This is a genomic window from Streptomyces spongiae (assembly GCF_009377185.1).
GTDB lineage: Bacteria > Actinomycetota > Actinomycetes > Streptomycetales > Streptomycetaceae > Streptomyces > Streptomyces spongiae.
Genome location: NZ_VJZC01000139.1, coordinates 1 through 19,507, shown reverse-complemented (window position 1 = coordinate 19,507; position 19,507 = coordinate 1). Strand labels below are relative to the sequence as shown.

Sequence of the window (19,507 nt, the reverse complement as noted above, 5' to 3'; positions counted from 1 at the left end):
TCGAACCCGCGGAGCTCCCCGCCTCCGAGCTGCTCTCCAACGCCGTCCGGCACACCAAGGGTCCTGCCGCCCTCAAGATCAGACAGGCCGGCGCCGCCTTCCGTCTCGGCGCCTGGGGCACGGACCCCACACCGCCCGCCGCATCCCCCGCCTCCGTCTGCGACGAGTCCGGCCGCGGCCTGCACCTCGTGGACGCGTACGCGCAGGACTGGGGCTGGTTCCAGATCAACGGCAGTGGCGGCGGCAAGTACGTCTGGTGTGAACTCACCACATGCACCCAAAAGGGTGAAGCTGGATAATTGCCGCATAGGCCACACACGATCGCGACCACCAGAAGGTGACCCACCATGGCCGAGCACCCGCACGCCGCACTCGTACGCAAGGGTTACGACGCCTTCGCGCGCGGAGACATGGAGACCCTGCGCGAGCTGTTCGCGGGGGACGTCGCACACCACGTACCCGGCAGCCACATCCTGTCCGGAGACTTCAAGGGCCGGGACGCGGTCATCGACCTGTACCAGCGGCTCTTCCAGGAGACGAACGGGACCTTCAAGGCCGAGCTGCACACCCTCCTCGTCGACGGCAGGGGCCACGTGGTCTCCGTGCACCGCCTGACGGCGCAGCGCGGCAGCAAGCAGCTCGACGAGAACGGGAGCATCGTCTTCCGGATCGTCGGGGACAAGGTCACTGACCTCGACGAGTGCGTCGAGGACATCGACAGGCTCGACCAGTTCTGGTCGTAGCCCCCCACCGCGCGCCCGCGCACACCCCCGCACAACCTCGTACGACCTCCAGGTGTCACACAGGTGAACCGAAACGGACCCTGGAGCCCTCGTGCGCATACGGACCCACACCCGGACCCACGCCCTGTCCGCCGCCACAGCCGCCACCGTCGTCGCGGCGGCCACCGCCGCCCTCACCCTCGCGGCCCCGACCGCCACGGCCGCCGCCCCCAAGCCCACGGTCAGCGACTTCAACGCGGACGGCTACGCGGACCTCGCCGTCGGCGTCCCCGACGCCACGGTCGACGGCAGGACCAGAGCCGGATACGTCAACATCCTCTGGGGCGGTCCGAAGGGCCCCGGCGCGTACGGCAACACCCGCGTCAGCCAGGCACGCCCCGGCGTCCCCGGCACCCCGGAGGCGGGCGACCGCTTCGGGGCCGCCGTCGCCGTGGCCGATGTGAACGGCGACGGCGTGGCCGACCTGGTGATCGGCGCCCCCGGCGAGGACGTCACCGGCTCCGGAACGGACGCGGGCACCGTCGCCGTCCTGCGGGGCGCGAAGGGCGGCCTGGGCACGGCCACGACCACGACGAACGGCCCGGCGGCCTCGGCGGCGTACGGGAAGTCCGTGACGGCGGCCGACCTGACGGGCGACGGGAGGACGGACGTGGCGATCGGCGCGACGGACAAGGTGGTGCTCGCGCCGGCCGGCGGACCCCGCTCCACCGTCGTCAGCGACCAGATGGGCGGCCGCGCCCCGGTCCTGACCACGGGCGACTTCGACAACGACGGCACGGCGGACCTGGCCCTGGCGTACTGGACCGTGAACCAGCCGTACACCCGCTCCCACGTACGCCTGTGGCGCTCGGAACCGTCCGAGTCCGGCCTCGTCAACTTCTGGAACACCGACAACGCCGGCGTCACCGCCCTCGCCTCCGGCGACTTCGACGGCGACGGCCACGACGACCTGGCCCTCGGCGAGTGCCGCGAGATCGCCGACGAGAACATCGACGACCCGTGCGGCCCGGAGGAGTACGCCACGGGCGGCGGCCTCCACATCCACTACGGCGGCGCGTCGGGCTTCGGCACGCGGGAACAGACCCTCAACCAGGACACGGTCGGCGTGTACGGCCGCGCCGAGGACGGCGACCGCTTCGGCGCGTCACTCGCCGTACTCGACTGGAACGGCGACGGCCGCGACGACCTGCTCGTCGGCGCCCCCGGCGAGGCGATCGGCACCCGCGCGGGCGCCGGCGCGGCCACGCTGCTGATCGGCCACGCCGGCGGCCTGGTCGACCAGTACGGCGAGGCGACCTCGGTGGCGTACAACCAGGGCACCCCGGGAATCCCGGGCGCGGCGGAGGCGGGGGACGCCTTCGGCACGGCGGTGGCGACCGGCGACTACGATCACGACGGCACGCCGGACGCTGCGATCGGAACCCCCGGCGAGAATGCCGCATCGGGCGGAGTCTGGCTCCTCCCGGCCCTGTCGTCCCAGCGCTCCTACGCCGTCACCCCGACCGGCCTGGGCCTCCCCTCCTCGTCAACGGCACTCTCGTACGGCAAAACCCTGAGCAGTCACTGAGTCACATCTGACTGTCCCTTAGGGGATGTCACAGCTCGGCAGCAAAGGTGTCCCCGTTGCCCTGTGCGCCCTACGTCACACTCCAGGACCAGGTACGTTCGAAGACGTGGCTGGATTCAGGATCGGACGCGGCCGGAACAACGGCGCTCCTCAAGCGCGACCGCACAACCCTCCGTACGGACAGCAGGCGCCGCAGGGCGGCCCGTCGTACGGCTACCCACAGGCGCCGCAGCACCCTCAGTACGGCGGCGGGCAGCCGTACGGCGCCCAGGGTGGCCAGGGCGGCGGCCCCGGCGGCCAGTCGGGCTGGCCGCAGGCGAACGGCGGGAACCACGGCGAGCCGGAGTACTTCGGCGACAGCCACGGCTACCCGCAGGGCGGCCCCGGCCAGGGCCACGACCCGTACGCGGCCAACAACCCGGGCCACACCCAGGCCTTCTCGGTCGGCGACGACCCGTACAACGAGAGCGGCACATACCGCGCCGGCCAGGCCGCGCCCGCCCCGGCGGGACCGCGCCTGCACTGGAAGGAACTGCTGCGCGGCATCGTGATGTCGCCGAACCGGACCTTCCTCGTCATGCGCGACTACCCGATGTGGGGCCCGGCCCTCATCGTCACCTTCGTCTACGGCCTGCTCGCGGTCTTCGGCTTCGACGACACCCGAGCGGACGCGATCAACGCGACACTGAACAACGCGATCCCGATCGTCCTGACCACAGCGGTCGCGATGGTGATCAGCACCCTCATCCTGGGCGTGGTCACCCACACCCTGGCCCGCCAGCTCGGCGGCGACGGCGCCTGGCAGCCCACAGTCGGCCTCTCCATGCTGATCATGTCCATCACGGACACGCCGCGCCTGGTGGTCGCCATGTTCGCGGGCGGCGACGCCCCCTTCGTCCAGATCCTCGGCTGGGCCACCTGGGTCGCCGCGGGCGCGCTCCTCACCCTGATGGTCTCCAGGTCCCACGACCTGCCGTGGCCGAAGGCCCTGGGCGCGTCGGCGATCCAGCTGATCGCGATCCTGTCGATCATCAAGCTGGGCACGTTCTAATCGATCATCCAGCTGCGCCCGTTCCAGCGGTACGCCCCCGAGAAGGGCTCCCGGCACGGCCCCGGGAGCTCCTCCTTCGTGCCGAGCTGTGCTAGCTTGACTCCAAGTGGCAGTTTTGGTTACCAGAGGCTTCTGAGTGCTCTTCGACCTTCCGTCGACGAGCGCTCTTTTTGTTTGTGGGGCCTCCGGGACCTTTCGGAGCTTTCCCGTGGGGTCAAATCGTTGCTGCGACGCCGGGTCCGCACAGTGCGGACTCCGGGCTTTGCCTCAAGGGAGATAGAACATGGCATCTGGCACCGTGAAGTGGTTCAACTCGGAAAAGGGCTTCGGCTTCATCGAGCAGGAGGGTGGCGGCCCGGACGTCTTCGCCCACTACTCGAACATCGCCACGTCCGGCTTCCGTGAGCTTCAGGAGGGCCAGAAGGTGACCTTCGACGTGACGCAGGGCCAGAAGGGCCCCCAGGCCGAGAACATCGTTCCCGCCTGAAGCTGACGCTGACGCGTACGCATGGCCGGGGCCCGCACCTTTCGGGGTGCGGGCCCCGGCTCATGTGCGACAGGCGCCGCAAGTGCAGCAGGTGCCGCAGGTGCTCCAGGTGCCACAGGTGCCGCATCGAGGAAGGTCCCGCATGAACCGCACGGCCCGCACGAACAACAGTTCCCCCCGCGCCCGCACGAACAGCAGCTCCTCCCGCACTCGCACGGACAAGGGTGCTGCGAGTGCTGCGGACTCCGCCGGCTCGGGCGGCTCGGCCGGCTCCGGCGGTTCCGCCCGGGGCAGTCGCGCCCGCTCGCAGGGGACGGGCCGCCAGAACGCTCCTTCCCGTTCTTCCCGTCCCTCCCGTTCGGCCAAGTCCGGGCGAAACGGTCGCGGAGGCGGAGGGCGTCCCGCCGCAACCGGCGGGGAGTTCGCGGTGCCGGTCACCCTCACCCCGGGACTGCCGCCGGTCGAGACGTTCACCGAACTCGACATGCCCGAGCGGCTGCTGACCGCGCTGGGCACCGAGGGCGTGACCACCCCGTTCCCGATCCAGGCCGCGACCCTTCCGAACTCGCTGGCCGGCCGGGACGTCCTGGGCCGCGGACGCACAGGGTCGGGAAAGACACTGGCCTTCGGCCTCGCCCTCCTGGCCCGTACCGAAGGGCAGCGAGCCGAACCCCGGCAGCCGCTGGCACTCGTCCTCGTACCCACCCGGGAACTGGCCCAGCAGGTCACCGACGCCCTCACCCCCTACGCCCGCGCGCTGCGCCTGCGGCTCGCCACGGTGGTCGGCGGCCTGTCGATCGGCCGCCAGTCAAGCGCGCTGCGCGCCGGGGCCGAGGTCGTCGTCGCGACTCCCGGCCGGCTCAAGGACCTCATAGACCGCGGTGACTGCCGCCTGGACCGCGTGGCCATCACCGTCCTGGACGAAGCCGACCAGATGGCCGACATGGGCTTCATGCCCCAGGTGACCGCCCTCCTCGACCAGGTGCGCTCCGGGGGCCAGCGGATGCTGTTCTCGGCCACCCTGGACCGTAACGTCGACCGTCTGGTGCGCACCTACCTCCACGATCCCGTGGTCCACTCGGTCGACCCGTCCGCGGGCGCGGTGACCACGATGGAGCATCACCTGCTGCACGTGGAGGACGACGACAAGCACGCCACCACGACGGAGATCGCCGCCCGCGACGGCCGCGTGATCATGTTCCTGGACACCAAGCACGGCGCCGACCGGCTGACCAAGAAGCTCCTGGCCGTGGGGGTGCGCGCCTCGGCCCTGCACGGCGGAAAGTCCCAGTCCCAACGCACCCGGACCCTGACCCAGTTCAAGGACGGCCACGTCACGGTCCTGGTGGCCACCAACGTCGCCGCCCGCGGTATCCACGTCGACAACCTCGACCTCGTCGTCAACGTCGACCCGCCCAGCGACCACAAGGACTATCTGCACCGCGGCGGCCGCACCGCCCGCGCCGGAGAGTCCGGCACCGTCGTCACGCTGGTCCTGCCCCACCAGCGCCGCGACATGACCCGCCTGATGACCGCCGCCGGCATCACCCCGCAGACCACCCGGGTCCGCTCGGGCGAGGCCGAACTGAGCCGCATCACCGGCGCCCAGGCCCCCTCGGGCGTACCCGTCGTCCTCACCCCGCCGACCACCGCGAACGGCCCCGCACGCACGGGTCCCTCGTCACGCGGCAGGCGAGGCCGCCCCGGCCAGGGCCGCCGCCGCTCCTCCACTCAGGGGACTCAGGGGGCCCAGCGGAAGGGCCGCTGAAACTGCGGGGCTGAAACCGTAGGGCTGAAACCGCAGATCAGAGGGCTTCCGTCGAGGGAGTGACCGGCTCCCCCGACCTACGCACCGGAGGCAGCACACTCCACGGAAAGTTGATCCACTCGTCGGTCCGCCGCCACACGTACTCGCACTTCACCAGCGACTGGGACTTCTCGTAGACGACGGCGGACCGGACCTCGGCGACGGCGTCGAGGCAGAAGTCGCGGACGAGCTTGAGGGTCTTGCCGGTGTCCGCGACATCGTCGGTGATGAGCACCTTCTTGTCGGAGAAGTCGATGACGTTGGGGACGGGGGCGAGCATGACGGGCATGTCGAGGGTGGTCCCGACACCGGTGTAGAACTCGACGTTGATCAGGTGAATATTCTTACAGCCGAGCGCATAGGCGAGCCCGCCGGCGACGAACACTCCGCCACGGGCGATGGAGAGGATGACGTCGGGCCGGTACCCGTCATCGGCGACGGCCTGGGCGAGCTCGCGGACGGCGCGGCCGAACGCCTCGTAAGAGAGGTTCTCGCGCGCGGGCGAGCTCGCAGGGGAAACGTCGGACATGCTCGGCTGCCTCTCCCCTCTCAGACCTGCGTGCGGTGGAAGTTGAGGAAGGACCGGGAGGCCGTCGGCCCACGCTGCCCCTGGTAACGGGACCCGTACCGCTCACTCCCGTACGGGGACTCGGCCGGCGAGGTCAGCCGGAACATGCACAGCTGCCCGATCTTCATGCCCGGCCAGAGCTTGATCGGCAGGGTGGCGAGGTTGGAGAGCTCGAGGGTCACATGCCCGGAGAACCCGGGGTCGATGAACCCCGCGGTGGAGTGCGTGACGAGCCCGAGCCGCCCCAGGGAACTCTTCCCCTCCAGCCGCGAAGCGAGATCATCGGGCAGGCTGATGACCTCATAGGTACTGGCGAGCACGAACTCCCCGGGATGCAGGATGAACGGCTCGTCCCCCTCGGGCTCGACCAGCCTGGTCAGATCCGCCTGCTCGATGGACGGGTCGATGTGGGGGTACCGGTGGTTCTCGAACACCCGGAAGTAGCGGTCGAGGCGCACGTCGACACTCGACGGCTGCACCATGGTTTCGTCGTACGGTTCGATCCGCACCCGACCGGCATCGATCTCGGCCCGGATGTCCTTGTCTGAGAGAAGCACGCCCTGAGGATACGCAAGACGCGCGGGCCGCCCACAACGAGGACGACCCGCGCGCTGCTCGCTCCTTCTATTACTGCTACTGCTACTGCGTACAGCTGGACCGCCGCGGACCGCGGAGCCAGGCCGACCGTCGAACGACAACTCGTACGACCCGTACGACCTTCAACACCCGCCCGGCGCGCACGGCCCCCGCCGGCTATCGCTTCTCGAACGCCACAGGTACGACACTGCGAAGCCGGGCACACCGCGGACAGCGGATCAACCGGCCGGGGCCGAGTCGCTCGGCCTGCTGCATCGGGAACGAAGCGGTGCTGAACACGTGCCCATCGGCACAGCGGACGACGGTGCGTTCCATCAAGTCCAAGAGTCCCTTCCCCAAGAGCCTCGTCTGGCTAACTGCCCTGACGACGAAAGCCACATTACGGGATGAAAGGGACGGTCCTCCAGGCGGCTCCCCGACGCGCACAGACCCTCTTCCTCTCCCCCACCGTACGCCCCAACTCCCGCCCGGCGCAGCCCCGTCCACCCCTCCGAAACGCACACAGGCCCCTCGGCTTCAGCACCGGGGGCCCGACATGAGGTAGAGTGACGACGCGTTCCAACACCACCACAAACCGGTGTCTTACGCGGGTGTAGTTTAATGGTAGAACATCAGCTTCCCAAGCTGAGAGCGCGAGTTCGATTCTCGTCACCCGCTCCATGATGAAACCCCAGGTCGGCTGCCTGGGGTTCGTTTGTCGTCTAGACCAATTTGAGGGTGGCGTGCCCTCTGCGTGCCCTAAGTCGAGGTGAAATGCCCATTCCGGGACCTCCAGGCTCGAATTCAGGGCCTACGGCGCCGCCGCGTCTCAAATAGCGAGATCCATTTTCGGCGATCTGGGTCACACGTTAAGCAAATGGCGGCCAAGTCGCATGCGCAAAGGGCGACTTGATGGGCGGTGAACAGCCCTAGCTTTGGCCGTTCCGTCCGGGGCATGAGCCGGTGCTTCACAATGCGCGCCATGTCCACCAGGTACGGCCGCTCTCGAAGACGGCGGGCGGAAGCAACGGACGGTCCGCGCCGGCCTTGCGCTTGTCACCCTGGCCTTTACTGAGCGGCTTGGATTCGTGCACCTGGAACACCTGACAGGAAGACCAGGACGAGGCCGCGTGCCGGCCCCACCGAACAGAGGCCCTCGCGCTGAGCGACCAGGCTCGCGCAGTGCGCGTTCCTCTGGCCCTCGTCGGAGACCCGAGCATCCCGCAGCTCGGGAAGCCCGCCCCCGATGATCTCGGAGACCTCGGCGCCACGCCCGCCACCGAGCTGGACATCTCTAGGGCCTACTCCGAGAAGGGCGACCTCGTCGGACAGGCCGCACGAGTCGCCCCCGAATACCGGGAGTGCTTCGACAACGGCTTCATCGCCGAGGCTTCTCGCATAGAGCAGGCGCCTACGGAAGCCAGCCGGGGGACATGCCCTCAGCCGCTCACTGCCGTGACGGCTGGCCGTCGACCTCCATCGGTCGACAAGGCACATGCGCCCACCACGGAGGCGTGGTGGCTGCACGGCCCTGGGCCACCCTGATTTTCGACTGAGCGTGGCATGGAGCGCCTCGGCGGACACGCCCTAGCGGACCCCGGCCATGACACCGCCGACTTCCAGCCAAGCCGATGCGCACGATTCTTCCGTTTCGCGTCGATCGCCCGGCACAACCTTCCAGTCGGCAGGGATATCCCTCTGTCATATGCCACAGCACAGACGTATCCCATGACGAGGTGGGGTGTCGGCCAAGTATGGCAGCTGGAGCATCCCGATGTGAGCCGGAATCAATTCCGCCTGGAAACGGCCTAGTCAGAGGGTTGCTAGGTTCCCGCTCGGAGCAAGGCCCTGCGCTTTTCCGACTGCCATGGGCCTACCTGAAGCCGCCACCAGCAGCCGTTACTGCTGCAGCGCACAGTGAAGGACCACCATGACACTTCCCGACCCGCCTGAGAGCGAGCCTGGTGACGAAACCCACCGCAAGGTCAGCATGTGGCTGTCCGGAATCACCGCAGTCGCAGGCTTGATTGCGGCAATAGCCGCCGTGATCTCTGCGGTTCGCGGGTGACGTGATCAGACCGGCAGACCAACCGTTGACCCCTGCGCCCCGGACGATCGAATAAGACGGAGGCCGACCTTCGCGTTACGCAGGCACCAGGTCTCCCAGCGCCTCGCGCAGGGCGATGCCTGCGACAGGTCCCGCCACAGCCACCTGCCGCAGGTCATCACTCTTCATGTAGCGGTAGCTCTGCGGAGGGTGGAAGGTGCCCGCAGCACGCAGGGCACTGAGGGTCACGGGTTGCTCGAAGGACACGGGGGCCTCCAGCGTGAGGCCGCTCGCCTGAGTGGCGCCGCTCATGTAGGCGTCGTACTCGCGCCGGGTGATTCCCGTCTGGGTGCGGTGGGCCGACCAGACCTCCTTCGGGGAGGCGACGTGGACTGCGGCGATGCGAGCCATGCCCACCAGGGCCATGGTGGGCGCGGTCGCGTACAGCAGAACCGGGGTTCCGGGAGGCGCGGCGACGCGTTGGCGGCGGACCTCCACCGTCTTGCTGCCGGCCAGGATCGCGGTGGCGAAGTGCGGGTGGACGGACAGCAGCATCGCGCGTTCCGGATCGTTCACGTCGTTCGGTGCCCCTCTTTGTAGACCGCCTGGAACAGCTCGTTGCTGATCTTCGACAGCGAGATCAGCGACAACGGTAGTCCCAGCTCCTTGGTGAGGGAGGTCAATCGCCGCAGCGTCACCGGCTTGGGGAAGATCTCGGTGTCCGAGAACCTCAGCGCCATGGCGCGGCCCGAGGCGTCGGCGGCTGCTTTAACCTCACCCCGACCACATACGCCCAGGTGTTCGAATTTCGAGAAGAGGGTGTCAGGTGTGTCGATGAGCACCTCGTCGAGAGATGAACTGCCCACCACCATCTGGCCGTCCACACCTGCAGTGCCCTTGCTGACGTACCAAAGCAGACGGGCGGGAACGCTCTCGCCTCGGTGCCCGGAAGACCGGTAGTAGACGTGCTCCCGGCTGATCCCCAGTACGTCGCTGCGCGGCAGCAGCATGGCCGGGACGTTGAACAGTTCGGTGGACCAGCGCGGTTCGATCGGCACCAGGAAGGACGGCAGCTCCGAGTCGATGACCTTCGCTGGCCACCAAGCGCGCTCCACCACAGAGGCCACCTCGGCCGGCATCCCAGCGTGAAGTGAGGCCGCTTCCACGGTCAGTTCGCGGGCGAGTCCGCCGGCCACCGCCTCCACCTCGGCTGCCGTACCGCACACGTTCACCAGGAGGGCCACGAACTTGCCGTCGTGCTCGAAGAAGCCGTCGTCCCCAGCGGCGGCCTTGGCTACGGCGGAGAGGTGCGGGTCGCTGATGCGTATGGTCTCCGCCCCGCAGTCGCGCCCATGGCGCTTCAGCAGGAAGAGGAGCTGCCTGGCCAGGGTCTCTTCCAGCGGATGGCCTGCGGTGCGCAGTACGGGGACTATCAGAGTCCGACCGTCCAACGCCCATGCGTAGAGGGCGACCGGGTGGCCCTGGCCGTCCCTCAGCAGCTCTCGACGCCACGCGACCGTGTCATCCGTGAGCGACCGAAGGCGCTCGGCGAAAGCCGAGCCGTCGTCGCCGCCCGACTGGTTGAAGAAGGCCACCAGCTCGTCCTCCGCACCTGGTGCCACCTCGCTCGACCGGAACTCCGTGCCCATCAGATCGGCCGGGCGATACACCTGGGCTTGCCGCAACTCGTCCACGTGGAGCGTCACGGTGGAGGGCGATACGACGCGGACACGGGCGACTTCCCAAGCCACGTCGGCAAGACGGGACAGGAGCGGATTCCGGGTGGCCAGGACTTGAAGGCCGGCGCACGATGTCTCGGCCACGTAGTGCAGGCAGCGTCGGAGTGTCGCGTCGACGGGGAGATCGGCAAGCGACTCCGCGGCTGCCTTCAGCAGCTCAGCCGTTCGTTCGGCCACGGCCTCGGAGGCAGGGGTGAGCTGGCGTAGGCCGTGGAGCGCTGCCCGCTGGTGCTGACGCTCGGCGGTATCGCCGACGTCCCGGATCTGGTGGACCAGTTGGGGCGTGTAGGCGAGTTCGACGAGGTCCGTCATCCAGCCCGCCTCCAGCGCGCGGGACTCCTCCGCATCGGTCGTTCCGGCGAGTCCGCGCAGATCGGCGAAGACACTGTGGTCGACGGTCACCACCAGCAGCGCGTCGCTCTCCACCTCCGTGAACAGGTCCGGGTGCCCGAGGTCCAGCCACCATCCGTCGAGGATCTCTCCATTTCGGCCGCGTCCGCGCACCTCACCGTTCGGGACGAACCCCAGGCTCGTCCACATGTCGCTGAGTTCGTAGTCCCGTCGGCATTTGGCCTTGATGCCGAGCCGTTGGGGATAGCGCTGCTTGATGGCCTCCACCAGCAGTCGGGCGATACCCCGGCCGCGCTGTTCCTCCGCAACGCATAGGTGGCGAGACGTATATGGGCACTCCTCTTGGGGAGCCCGAACAGCGCGTAGCCGATCACTTCGTCTGCTTCGACGGCGACCAGGAGCCCTCCGTTCTCCGCCGCCTGTCGATACGCGGGAGGCGTCAGCAGCCCCAGCGTCTTCGTGTAGCGATCGCCCAGCGCCACGGCCTTGTCGATCAACTCGACCCGCGCAGGCAACGCGGGAAGAACCTTGACCGCCATCGTTCCCCCTCCAGAAGGGTCGGCCAAGGCCGACCTCAACTCCCCTGTCAGTACATACAGGGAAAGCTGATCTCAACCGAGGCCAACCCTCAAGGGGGCACGAGGGGCGCACGGTACTGCAGAGGCTGTCACGGAGCGGCTGCTGCCGTACGACCCCGGCCAAGACCTGTCCAACCGGGATCCGTACGGCCACGGTTGTCACGCTTCCGCGGCGTGCCGCCCTTCAGCGTCCGGGCTTCGCAGCTGCTGCCGTACCTCGGCGTCGATGCCTTGTGCCAGCCTCCGCTGGTGCTTCGCCGATGTTCCCGTAGCGGAGATCGGCGACATCTCGGTGGCCGGCAGGGCCTTCCCTCTTTCCGCCTGCCAGTGGTGCGTGTTCAGGCTCGAACAGCTCCACTACACGATGCGCGAGCGGGCCGTCCGCCGACAGAACACGCCCGCACCCGCCCCCGCACAGCCTCATCCCATCAGCCAGTGGCCCACCAGCGCGCCACTCGACAGACCGCCCGCCCATGTCGCGTAGGAGGACAGCCGCGCCCTGGGCGGGCCTTCAACCCCCGGTCCCTGCTGTTCGAACTGGAGGTTCCCCCGACCTCACGAGGGCAGGTCGCGGCAAGGACGGGGTCACCACCCGCCATGACAAGAGAGGCGCCTTGGCCATCCAGAGCGAAGACGACGAGCTGTTCGACCTCATCGGCGCGATCAGCACCGCCAAGGACGAAGGGCTTCCCCCATCCGCCGAGCACCTCGCCCCACACAGACCCCCGACGGCAGGCGCCCACCCGCATATCTCCCCGTGCCTGCCGTCGGGCGCATTGCTCCACCCGACGAAAGCGAGGGACAGATGAGCGTCACCGCGCCACCCGCCCGGACCCACGGAGCCACAAGCCCACTCCGCAGCCGGCCGGCCGTTCGCCGCTTCCTGGAAGGCCCCGCTCTGACCCCGGCCGACCTGTCCATGGTGTTACTGGTCACCGAGGAGGAGACGGACCGGCCCATGCCGACCCTCGCGGTCAGCCAGATTCCCGCCACGATGCGCGAAGCCCGGCAGCTCGACATCCGCTCCGTCAAGATCTTCGCCGAATCCACCCAGCGCGACACCGCCGGCGAGTTCTCCGTCGTACCGGACGCCCTCATGGCCCGCACGGTGCGAGCGGCGAAGGACGCGGAACCCGAGATCGCCGTGATGACGGAGACCTGCCTGTGCTCGTACACCGACACCGGTTTCGGCTACATCTCCGACCGGCGCGGGCGCCCGGACATCACAGCCACCACCGACGTCACCTCCCGCCAGGTCGCACACGCGGCGGCGGGGGCCGACATCGTGGGACCGGCCTCCATGGTCGTCAGGACCACCAAGCACGCCCGCGAAGCGCTGAACGCGACAGGCACGAGAGCGTCTCGATCATGCCGCACATCATCTTCTGGAGCAGCCTCTACGACGGCTTCCGACTCACCATGGGCGCCACCCCGCAGGCGGGCTCCGACCGCGAGTTCCAGATCAACCCCGGCAAGCCAGAGCAGTTCATCGACACCGCTCTTCAACTCGTCGGCGACGGAGCAGACATGCTCCTGCTCGAACCCGCGATGTTCAGCGCCGACGTCCTCACCGAGCTGAAGAAGCGCACGCTGGCACCGCTCTTCTCGTTCTCGGTCTCGGGCGAGTACACCACCCTCTCGCACGTGGACATCGCGACCGGCAAACGGGACGTGCGCCGGCTAGTGTCACAGCCGATGCACGCTGAGTACGACCATCGCACCTGCGATCATCGGCCACGACGGCGAAGCACCCCTCACCTTTGGCCTCCTTGTCTCGCAATCCATGTCGCCCAAGCACCGCTCAGAGGCGGACGTACTCGCCGTCGTCGAAGACGTGCAAGCCCGCCCGTCCCTCCTTCACCGGGCGTCGGTCAGCCACACGCGCAGATCCGGGCCGTTGCTTGAGTCCAGCCGCTCCAGCCGGATCACGTGAGTGCCGTCGGCGAGCCGTACGAGCCTTACCGTGCCCGATGTCGTGTGCTCGTGGCTGATCAACTCACTGATGGCCAGTGTCAACGGTCCTGTCGGCTCCGACGGCAGGGAGGACCTTGGTCCGGGACCATCTGGTCCGGGGCGCGTGAGGCTTCCACGACGGCGCCGGGGCGCATGTCGTGGGTCCACCAAAGGGAGAAAGTCCATCCGGTTCACCATCGCGCCCCAGGATCTGCCGGTCAGGACATCGTCTCAAAGAACCGTCAGGTCGATGCATGGGTGAGCTCGTGGGCCCGCTGCCACAGCCGGGCACCGAGATCCGGGTCCGCGGCGGGGGCACGCAGCGGCTCCGGCTCAAGCCGGTTGTAGAAGACGTTTCGCAGTCTGCTGCGGTCGGTGGTGGTGATCCCGATGATCGGCTCGGCGCCCTCCTCCGGTGACTGCGTCAGGCGCCGACCGATCCAGCTTGCCTTTACTGCCGTGACCAGTGCGGAGTTGCGGTCGAGGCCGGAGCGGACAGTGCCTGGGTGGAACGCAACAGCGGTCACTGTGTCCGGTGCCCGACGGTTGATCTCGGCGGCATGTACGACACTTGCCAGCTTCGATGCGTTGTACGAGCGCATCTGTCCGTAACGGCTCCGATTCATGTCCAGATCGTCCGGGTCGAGCCTGCCGAACCGGTAGAGACTGGAGCTCGTGTTGATGACGAGAGCGGAGGGAGCCTTCAGGAGCTTCTCCCAGAGAAGCGATGTCAGCAGGAAAGATGACAGAAAGTTGACCTGCACAGTCAATTCATGACCGTCCGGCGTCGTTTCCCGTTGAGGCGAAACGACTCCGGCGTTGTTGACAAGGATGTCTATCCGCGGTAGGCGGGAGTTCAGGTGCTGAGCGAGTTCGCGCACCTCACTGAAGCGTGCGAAGTCCGCGGGAAGGGCGGTGCCGCCGACTTCGTCGGCGACAGCGCGGGTTCTGGTCACCTCACGGCCCACGACTACGACTGACGCACCCATCGCGGCCATCTTCCTTGCCGCGGCTGCGCCGACGCCGGAACTGGCGCCGGTGACGACGGCGGTCAGGCCGTCAAGTGTTTCTACTGCCATGGACCCGACGCTAGGTCCCGGGCTGCAGCTGAGGAAGTGAACCGTGACCCTGGTGCTGCCGGCACCAGGGTCCGGAGCTCATTCCGGCTTACCCTTGCCCTCATGGATGACCGCACCGTGAATCTGCTGGGCGATTACTTGCGGGCTCGTCGCGAGCTGGTCCGTCCTGCGGATGTCGGTCTTCCTGAGACCGCCCGTCGGCGCGTGCCTGGCCTGCGCCGCGAAGAAGTTGCGACGCTCTCCGGTATCAGCGTGGACTACTACCTCGGGCTGGAACAGGGACGTGACCGGCGGCCGTCTGCGGAGATCCTCCGGGCGCTCGCCCAGGCTCTACGGCTCGACGAGTCCGCAACCACACACTTGTTCGCGCTCGCCCATTCTGTCCCGCGTGCGCGCGGGAGTGCTCACAGCAATCGGGTGTCTCCCACCTTGGCTCGGCTGATCAACTCATGGCCGGCGACGCCCGCGTACGTGCAGACCCATACGTTCATGGTGCTGGCGGCGAACCCGCTGGCCCAGGCCCTCTCACCCGCGCACACACCGGGGACCAACCTCATCCGAACCGTGTTTTTGGAGCCGGACAACTTCCTGGTCGAACCGGATCCGCGTGAGGACTTCGTGGCGTGCCTGCGCGGGCTGGCCGGCACGGAGATGGATGATCCGGGCCTGGAGGCGCTGGTAGAGGAATTGTCCATGCGCAGCGAGAGCTTCCGACGTCTCTGGGCTAGGCATGATGTCCGGGGCCGCACCAATGGCAGGGCAACGATCGTTCACCCGCGGGCCGGTACCCTCACCCTCGATCTCGAACGGTTTCTCGTGCCCTCCGCGCCGGGCCAGCAGTTGGTGGTCTACTCCGCAGAGTCGGGCAGCAGGTCATATGAGGCGCTGCGTCTACTCGCGGAACCAGCCGTCTGACAAGCCGTTGTCATCGCGTCGGCCGCTCGTGGTGCGCGTGCCTCGTCTCCCCTACCCCTCAATGTACGACCGGACGGAAGCGCCATGCCCGGAGCTGGCCACCCGCACCGTTCAAGACGACGGCGGTAACCGCTACGTGGTGTACGACGGCCACGCGGAGATCGCCCGGATCCAGATCTTCGACAGCCAGGTCCTGCCCGGACAGCACAACTAGACGAATAAGTCCGATGTATTCAGTGATCGAATGCGACCAGCGACCGCGCGCTCGGGGCGCCGGTCTTGTGGTCGCGCCAGATAGCGGCGGCCATGGCGAGGATGCGCTGGGCGACACGGACGGCGACGCCCTCGAAGGCCCGTCCGCCGTGCTGCTCCAGGTCCAACTGCTCCTTGAGGGTGTCGTTCACGGACTCGATCAGCTGCCGCACCGACTTGAGCAGGCCCCGCCCTTGCGCTTCTTCTCCCGCTTGAACGAGGGCCGCAGCAGTTCGGCCCCACGCATGACCAGGTCGTTCTCGAACTCCTTGGAGGCGAAGCCCTTGTCCGCGATGATCAGCAGTCCGGGCCGGTCGGCGACCAGGTCTTCATCGACGTCGAGCATGGCCTGGAGCACTTCGCGTTCGTCGAGTTTCGGGTTCGCCAGCGCCCACAGGATCGGCATCCCGGTCGGCGTGCACACCAGGTACAGGCGCAGCCCCCAGAAGAAGCGGGTGTGAGAGGCGCAGTCCCGTATCCGGCCCAGCCGACCATCTCCGGGCGTTGCACCGTCGGCCGGGAGCGGCCGCACTCCACCGGTGTGGAGTCCACGATCCAGTGGTTGTCGAACCAGAAGTCCGTGTCCGTTGCGAGCAGCCGTATCGCCTTCTTGACCAGCGGCAACCCGGCCCTGAGCCGCTTGTTGTACCCGGACTGCTCGGCAGGTACGGGAACATCGCGGCGAGGTTCTTGCGGGCGAACCGCAGCCACCGGGCCTCGGAGCGGAAGCCGAGCAGTGCCTGCGCGACCGTGAGCGTGACCAGCTCGGCATCGCTCAACTGCGGTGGGCAGCCCATCCATCGCTCCGCCTCCAACTCGTCGTCGATCTTCACCTGCAGTGCGGTCAGCAGGGCGTCCAGGTCTTCGTTCTTCACTCAATGATCCACTTCGCTCCGGTCGGCAGCCCCACCAGGCGCATAGGGGACGAGACCGCCCCCACCAAGCCAGGAACGAACTAGGGCATAAAGGGCAATCTGCCTGCTTCAAACGCCCTCTGAGGTCCGGCGCGTAAGACCGGAGGAGCCGCGAGGAGACGGCGGTTCAAGGAGTGGACAGGGGCTCGGCAACGATGGCCGTCGAGCCCCTGTCGGCCTCAGTGGAAGACCCGCTCCACGAACGCGTCGAGGTTGCCGCGCAGGCGCTCGATCTGCTGCTCGACAGTGAGGGACTCCTCCATGCGCCCGCCCGGTGCCGCCTTCTTCCTGCCCCGTACGTACAGCGAGCAGTCCAGGTCGGCGCAGATGTAGAGGCCCACCGAGTTGCCTTCGCGGCCGGCCGGGCCTGCCTTGGGGGCGGTCATGAGGGAGACACCGCTGCCGGGATGCGTGGTCAGGCACAGCGAGCACAGGCTGCGGCGCAGGAAGCCTCGGTTGCCGGAAGCGGAGCGCAGGGACAGGCCGACAAGTTCATCGGCGCGTTCGACGACGAGATATTTGCGATCGGGCGCGGACAGATCGAACCAGCCCAGGAAGTCCAGGTCGTCCCAGTGGTCGAGGTCCGCCAGGTTCTTGGGCAGGGGGAGGCGTTTGGCCTCGCCCTTCGAGCAGTTGACGAACGAGGTACGGATGTCGTGCTCGGTCAGGGGTTTCATGGAGGATCCTTCGAGGGGTGAGGTGGACGGTGGCGGGACACGACCCCGGCTCGCTAGGCCGGTGCGTCGTTTCCGGCGTGCTTCGGCGTCTTGTGCCGTACGGTGAGGCCCGCTACCAGGGCGGCGAGCAGCAGGACGCCCGCCGAGCACCAGTAGGCGACGGAGAAGCCGTGCACCATGCCTTCGTCGAGGGTCGCTCCGCCGTGGGCCGGATCGTGCACGTGCGAGTGGACGTAACGGCTGGTGGCGCCGGTGGCGATGGTGTTGAGCAGTACGGTGCCCAGCGAAGCGCCCATCTGCTGAACGGTGTTGAGGACAGCCGAGGCCACGCCGGCGTCCTGCGCGGGCACGCCGGCGGTGGCCGTCGCGTAGACCGGCATGAAGGTCAGGCCCATGCCCAGACCGAGCAGCAGCAGGGCGGGCAGCACGTGCGGGACGTACTGGGCATGCACGGTCAGGCTGCTGAGCAGCACCATGCCGGCGGCGGCCAGCACCATGCCGGACGACATCAAGATGCGCGGCGCCGTGCGTGGCAACAGGCGGGCCGCGATCTGGGTCGCGCCGATGACGATACCGGCCGAAATCGGCACGAAGGCCAGGCCCGTCCGCACCGGCGGGTAGCCGAGGACGACCTGCAGGTAGTACGTCAGGAACAGGAAGACGGCGAACATGCCGATGGTGGCCAAGCCCATCGTCGCGAGCGATCCGGCCCGGACACGGTCCTTGACGATACGCAGCGGCAGCAGCGGGCTCGCCGCGCGGCTCTGCCACCACACGAAGGCGGCGAGCAAGATCACGCCGGCCACGAGCAGCGTGAGCACCGACGGGCTGGTCCAGCCGCGAGGTTCGGCTTCGCTGAAGCCGTACACGAGGGCGACGAGCCCGCCGCCGCCCAGCAGCGCGCCCGGCACGTCCAGGTGCCCGCCCCGGCGGCCGGAGCGGTCGCGCAGGAAGGCCGGTGCGCCGAGCAGGGCGGCCAGCGCGATGGGCACGTTGACGTACAGGGACCAGCGCCAGTTCAGGTACTCGGTCAGCAGACCGCCCACGATCAGCCCGACCGCGCTGCCGCCGCCGGCCAGCGCACCGTAGACCCCGAACGCCCTGGCCCGCTCCTTGAGGTCGGTGAACGTCGTCGTCAGCAGCGACAGGGCCGAGGGCGCCAGGACCGCCGCGAACGCACCTTGCAGGGCCCGCGCCGCGAACAGCATCCCGGGACCGGCCGCCGCGCCGCCCAGCGCGGAGGCCGCGGCGAACCCGGCCAGGCCGATGACGAAGGTGCGCTTGCGGCCCACCAGATCGGCGATCCGGCCGCCGAGCAGCAGCAGCCCGCCGAAGGCCAGCGTGTAGGCGGTGATCACCCACTGCCGGTCGGCGTCCGACATGCCGAGAGAGCGCTGGGCGGAGGGCAGCGCGATGTTCACGATGGTGCCGTCAAGGATCACCATCAGCTGGGCGAGGGCGATGACGGCCAGCGCCCACCAGCGCTTCGGATCCGGCGGTGCCGGAGTCGCGGCGGGAACCTCGCGGTCCGGGGAACGGTCGGTGGCTGTGGAAGGGGCGGACGGGAGGGGTTCCCCTCCGGGACGTTTCTTGCTCATGGCGATCACGCGCGTTTCGTGTCGAAGTGCTGTCGAGACAGCCGGCCAGGGACGGTCGCAGTGGTGACGACGGGCCGGTGTACGGAGCACGGGGACACGGCATGGCGGTGGGGCAGCGGGAACCGCGGACAGCACCCAGGGCCTGCCTCACCAGCTGCGTGTCACTCACGCCGGCGCTCTTGCTGGGCGTGAGGCGGAGAGTGCCGAGATCACGGTGACCAGCAAAAGAAGGGCCCGTCTTCGGGCACGCGCCCCCGCGGCCCGCGCGGCGGCGAACCGCGCAGGCCAGGACATCTCGTGACGCGGCATCTCAGGAAGATGCCGAAGACAAGAAACAAGAAGGGGGAAGAGTTACCGCGCGCCGCAGAGGAGGGAGGGCACACGGCCGGAGGCAACTATGGCCGCAACGCATTCGGCACGGTCCATGTCTCTCGCCTCCTTCCGGGCAGGGCACGCGGTGCGTGTCGACGCCGAGCGCGCCGAGCGGGGCGGCAGAGAACCTGCCGCGCGAAATCCCGGACAGGATATCCCATCGACGCCACCGCGCGACCGGAATTGCTGACCGCCCTCGCGCACACGGAAGGGGTTTGACGACGGCCGTCGTC

General features: G+C 68.3%; 17 protein-coding genes, 1 tRNA gene and 3 pseudogenes. 12 read left to right on the top strand and 9 right to left on the bottom strand.

Annotated elements, in window-relative coordinates; genetic code table 11:
* The 6 genes from FNH08_RS20415 to FNH08_RS20390 form a co-directional block, all read left to right on the top strand.
* Positions 1-299: ATP-binding protein (locus FNH08_RS20415; protein WP_194238549.1), on the top strand; the 299-nt coding region annotated here is incomplete at its 5' end.
* Between the two features lie 48 nt (positions 300-347).
* Positions 348-743, top strand: a complete 396-nt coding sequence (locus FNH08_RS20410) for a nuclear transport factor 2 family protein (protein WP_152772927.1) — start codon at positions 348-350, stop codon at positions 741-743.
* A gap of 91 nt (positions 744-834) precedes the next feature.
* Complete coding sequence (locus tag FNH08_RS20405) at positions 835-2,310, top strand: FG-GAP and VCBS repeat-containing protein (RefSeq protein ID WP_322724945.1); 1,476 nt, start codon at positions 835-837, stop codon at positions 2,308-2,310.
* Positions 2,311-2,335: 25 nt separating this feature from the next.
* Positions 2,336-3,361 (top strand): Yip1 family protein, encoded by a 1,026-nt coding sequence (locus tag FNH08_RS20400; protein WP_152772926.1) that lies wholly within the window; start codon positions 2,336-2,338, stop codon positions 3,359-3,361.
* 283 nt (positions 3,362-3,644) lie between these two features.
* Positions 3,645-3,848, top strand: coding sequence for a cold-shock protein (locus FNH08_RS20395; RefSeq protein ID WP_005483357.1), 204 nt, complete (start codon positions 3,645-3,647; stop codon positions 3,846-3,848).
* 142 nt (positions 3,849-3,990) lie between these two features.
* Entirely contained in the window at positions 3,991-5,616 is a 1,626-nt protein-coding gene (locus FNH08_RS20390) for a DEAD/DEAH box helicase (RefSeq protein WP_152772925.1), read from the top strand.
* Positions 5,617-5,653: 37 nt separating this feature from the next.
* On the opposite strand, the gene FNH08_RS20385 is transcribed toward FNH08_RS20390, so the two are convergent.
* Positions 5,654-6,184: a phosphoribosyltransferase gene (locus tag FNH08_RS20385; protein WP_152772924.1), complete on the bottom strand. Its 531-nt coding sequence runs from the start codon at positions 6,182-6,184 to the stop codon at positions 5,654-5,656.
* 20 nt (positions 6,185-6,204) lie between these two features.
* Positions 6,205-6,780 (bottom strand): dCTP deaminase, encoded by a 576-nt coding sequence (gene dcd / locus FNH08_RS20380; protein WP_322724941.1) that lies wholly within the window; start codon positions 6,778-6,780, stop codon positions 6,205-6,207.
* Positions 6,781-7,406: 626 nt separating this feature from the next.
* On the opposite strand from dcd, the gene FNH08_RS20375 reads away from it, so the two are divergent.
* Both FNH08_RS20375 and FNH08_RS50810 read left to right on the top strand, forming a co-directional pair.
* A tRNA-Gly gene (locus FNH08_RS20375) sits at positions 7,407-7,480 on the top strand.
* 501 nt (positions 7,481-7,981) lie between these two features.
* Positions 7,982-8,344 carry a hypothetical protein gene (locus tag FNH08_RS50810; protein WP_194238548.1) on the top strand — a complete coding sequence of 121 codons (363 nt, stop codon included), beginning with the start codon at positions 7,982-7,984 and terminating at the stop codon, positions 8,342-8,344.
* Between the two features lie 598 nt (positions 8,345-8,942).
* Here FNH08_RS50810 and FNH08_RS20365 read toward each other — a convergent pair.
* Together FNH08_RS20365 and FNH08_RS20360 are read right to left on the bottom strand one after the other, a co-directional pair.
* Positions 8,943-9,422 carry an ASCH domain-containing protein gene (locus FNH08_RS20365; RefSeq protein WP_322724940.1) on the bottom strand — a complete coding sequence of 160 codons (480 nt, stop codon included), beginning with the start codon at positions 9,420-9,422 and terminating at the stop codon, positions 8,943-8,945.
* Positions 9,419-11,203: an N-acetyltransferase gene (locus tag FNH08_RS20360; RefSeq protein WP_322724938.1), complete on the bottom strand. Its 1,785-nt coding sequence runs from the start codon at positions 11,201-11,203 to the stop codon at positions 9,419-9,421. The genes FNH08_RS20365 and FNH08_RS20360 overlap by 4 nt, the downstream gene beginning before the upstream one ends.
* Before the next feature lie 537 nt (positions 11,204-11,740).
* Here FNH08_RS20360 and FNH08_RS20355 point away from each other — a divergent pair.
* Positions 11,741-11,998, top strand: a complete 258-nt coding sequence (locus FNH08_RS20355) for a hypothetical protein (RefSeq protein ID WP_152772922.1) — start codon at positions 11,741-11,743, stop codon at positions 11,996-11,998.
* 321 nt (positions 11,999-12,319) lie between these two features.
* Positions 12,320-13,125, top strand: a pseudogene (locus FNH08_RS53135) (hypothetical protein); the annotation flags it as partial.
* Positions 13,126-13,318: 193 nt separating this feature from the next.
* Here FNH08_RS53135 and FNH08_RS52095 read toward each other — a convergent pair.
* Together FNH08_RS52095 and FNH08_RS20340 are read right to left on the bottom strand one after the other, a co-directional pair.
* Positions 13,319-13,545: pseudogene (locus FNH08_RS52095) on the bottom strand (DM13 domain-containing protein); the annotation flags it as partial.
* 164 nt (positions 13,546-13,709) lie between these two features.
* Positions 13,710-14,546 carry an SDR family NAD(P)-dependent oxidoreductase gene (locus FNH08_RS20340; RefSeq protein WP_152772921.1) on the bottom strand — a complete coding sequence of 279 codons (837 nt, stop codon included), beginning with the start codon at positions 14,544-14,546 and terminating at the stop codon, positions 13,710-13,712.
* A gap of 102 nt (positions 14,547-14,648) precedes the next feature.
* Here FNH08_RS20340 and FNH08_RS20335 point away from each other — a divergent pair, with 102 nt between their 5' ends.
* A complete protein-coding gene (locus FNH08_RS20335; RefSeq protein WP_152772920.1) occupies positions 14,649-15,461 on the top strand; it encodes a helix-turn-helix domain-containing protein in 813 nt (270 codons plus the stop codon).
* Between the two features lie 61 nt (positions 15,462-15,522).
* Positions 15,523-15,675 carry a hypothetical protein gene (locus FNH08_RS50805; protein ID WP_194238547.1) on the top strand — a complete coding sequence of 51 codons (153 nt, stop codon included), beginning with the start codon at positions 15,523-15,525 and terminating at the stop codon, positions 15,673-15,675.
* 19 nt (positions 15,676-15,694) lie between these two features.
* Here the strand turns inward: FNH08_RS50805 and FNH08_RS20330 are convergent.
* The 3 genes and pseudogenes from FNH08_RS20330 to FNH08_RS20320 all read right to left on the bottom strand — a co-directional run bounded on the left by FNH08_RS20330 (position 15,695) and on the right by FNH08_RS20320 (position 18,902).
* Positions 15,695-16,588 (bottom strand): annotated as a pseudogene (locus FNH08_RS20330) (IS982 family transposase).
* A gap of 218 nt (positions 16,589-16,806) precedes the next feature.
* Positions 16,807-17,304: an FBP domain-containing protein gene (locus FNH08_RS20325; protein WP_152772919.1), complete on the bottom strand. Its 498-nt coding sequence runs from the start codon at positions 17,302-17,304 to the stop codon at positions 16,807-16,809.
* 53 nt (positions 17,305-17,357) lie between these two features.
* Complete coding sequence (locus FNH08_RS20320; protein WP_194238546.1) at positions 17,358-18,902, bottom strand: MFS transporter; 1,545 nt, start codon at positions 18,900-18,902, stop codon at positions 17,358-17,360.
* Positions 18,903-19,507: the final 605 nt, after the last annotated feature.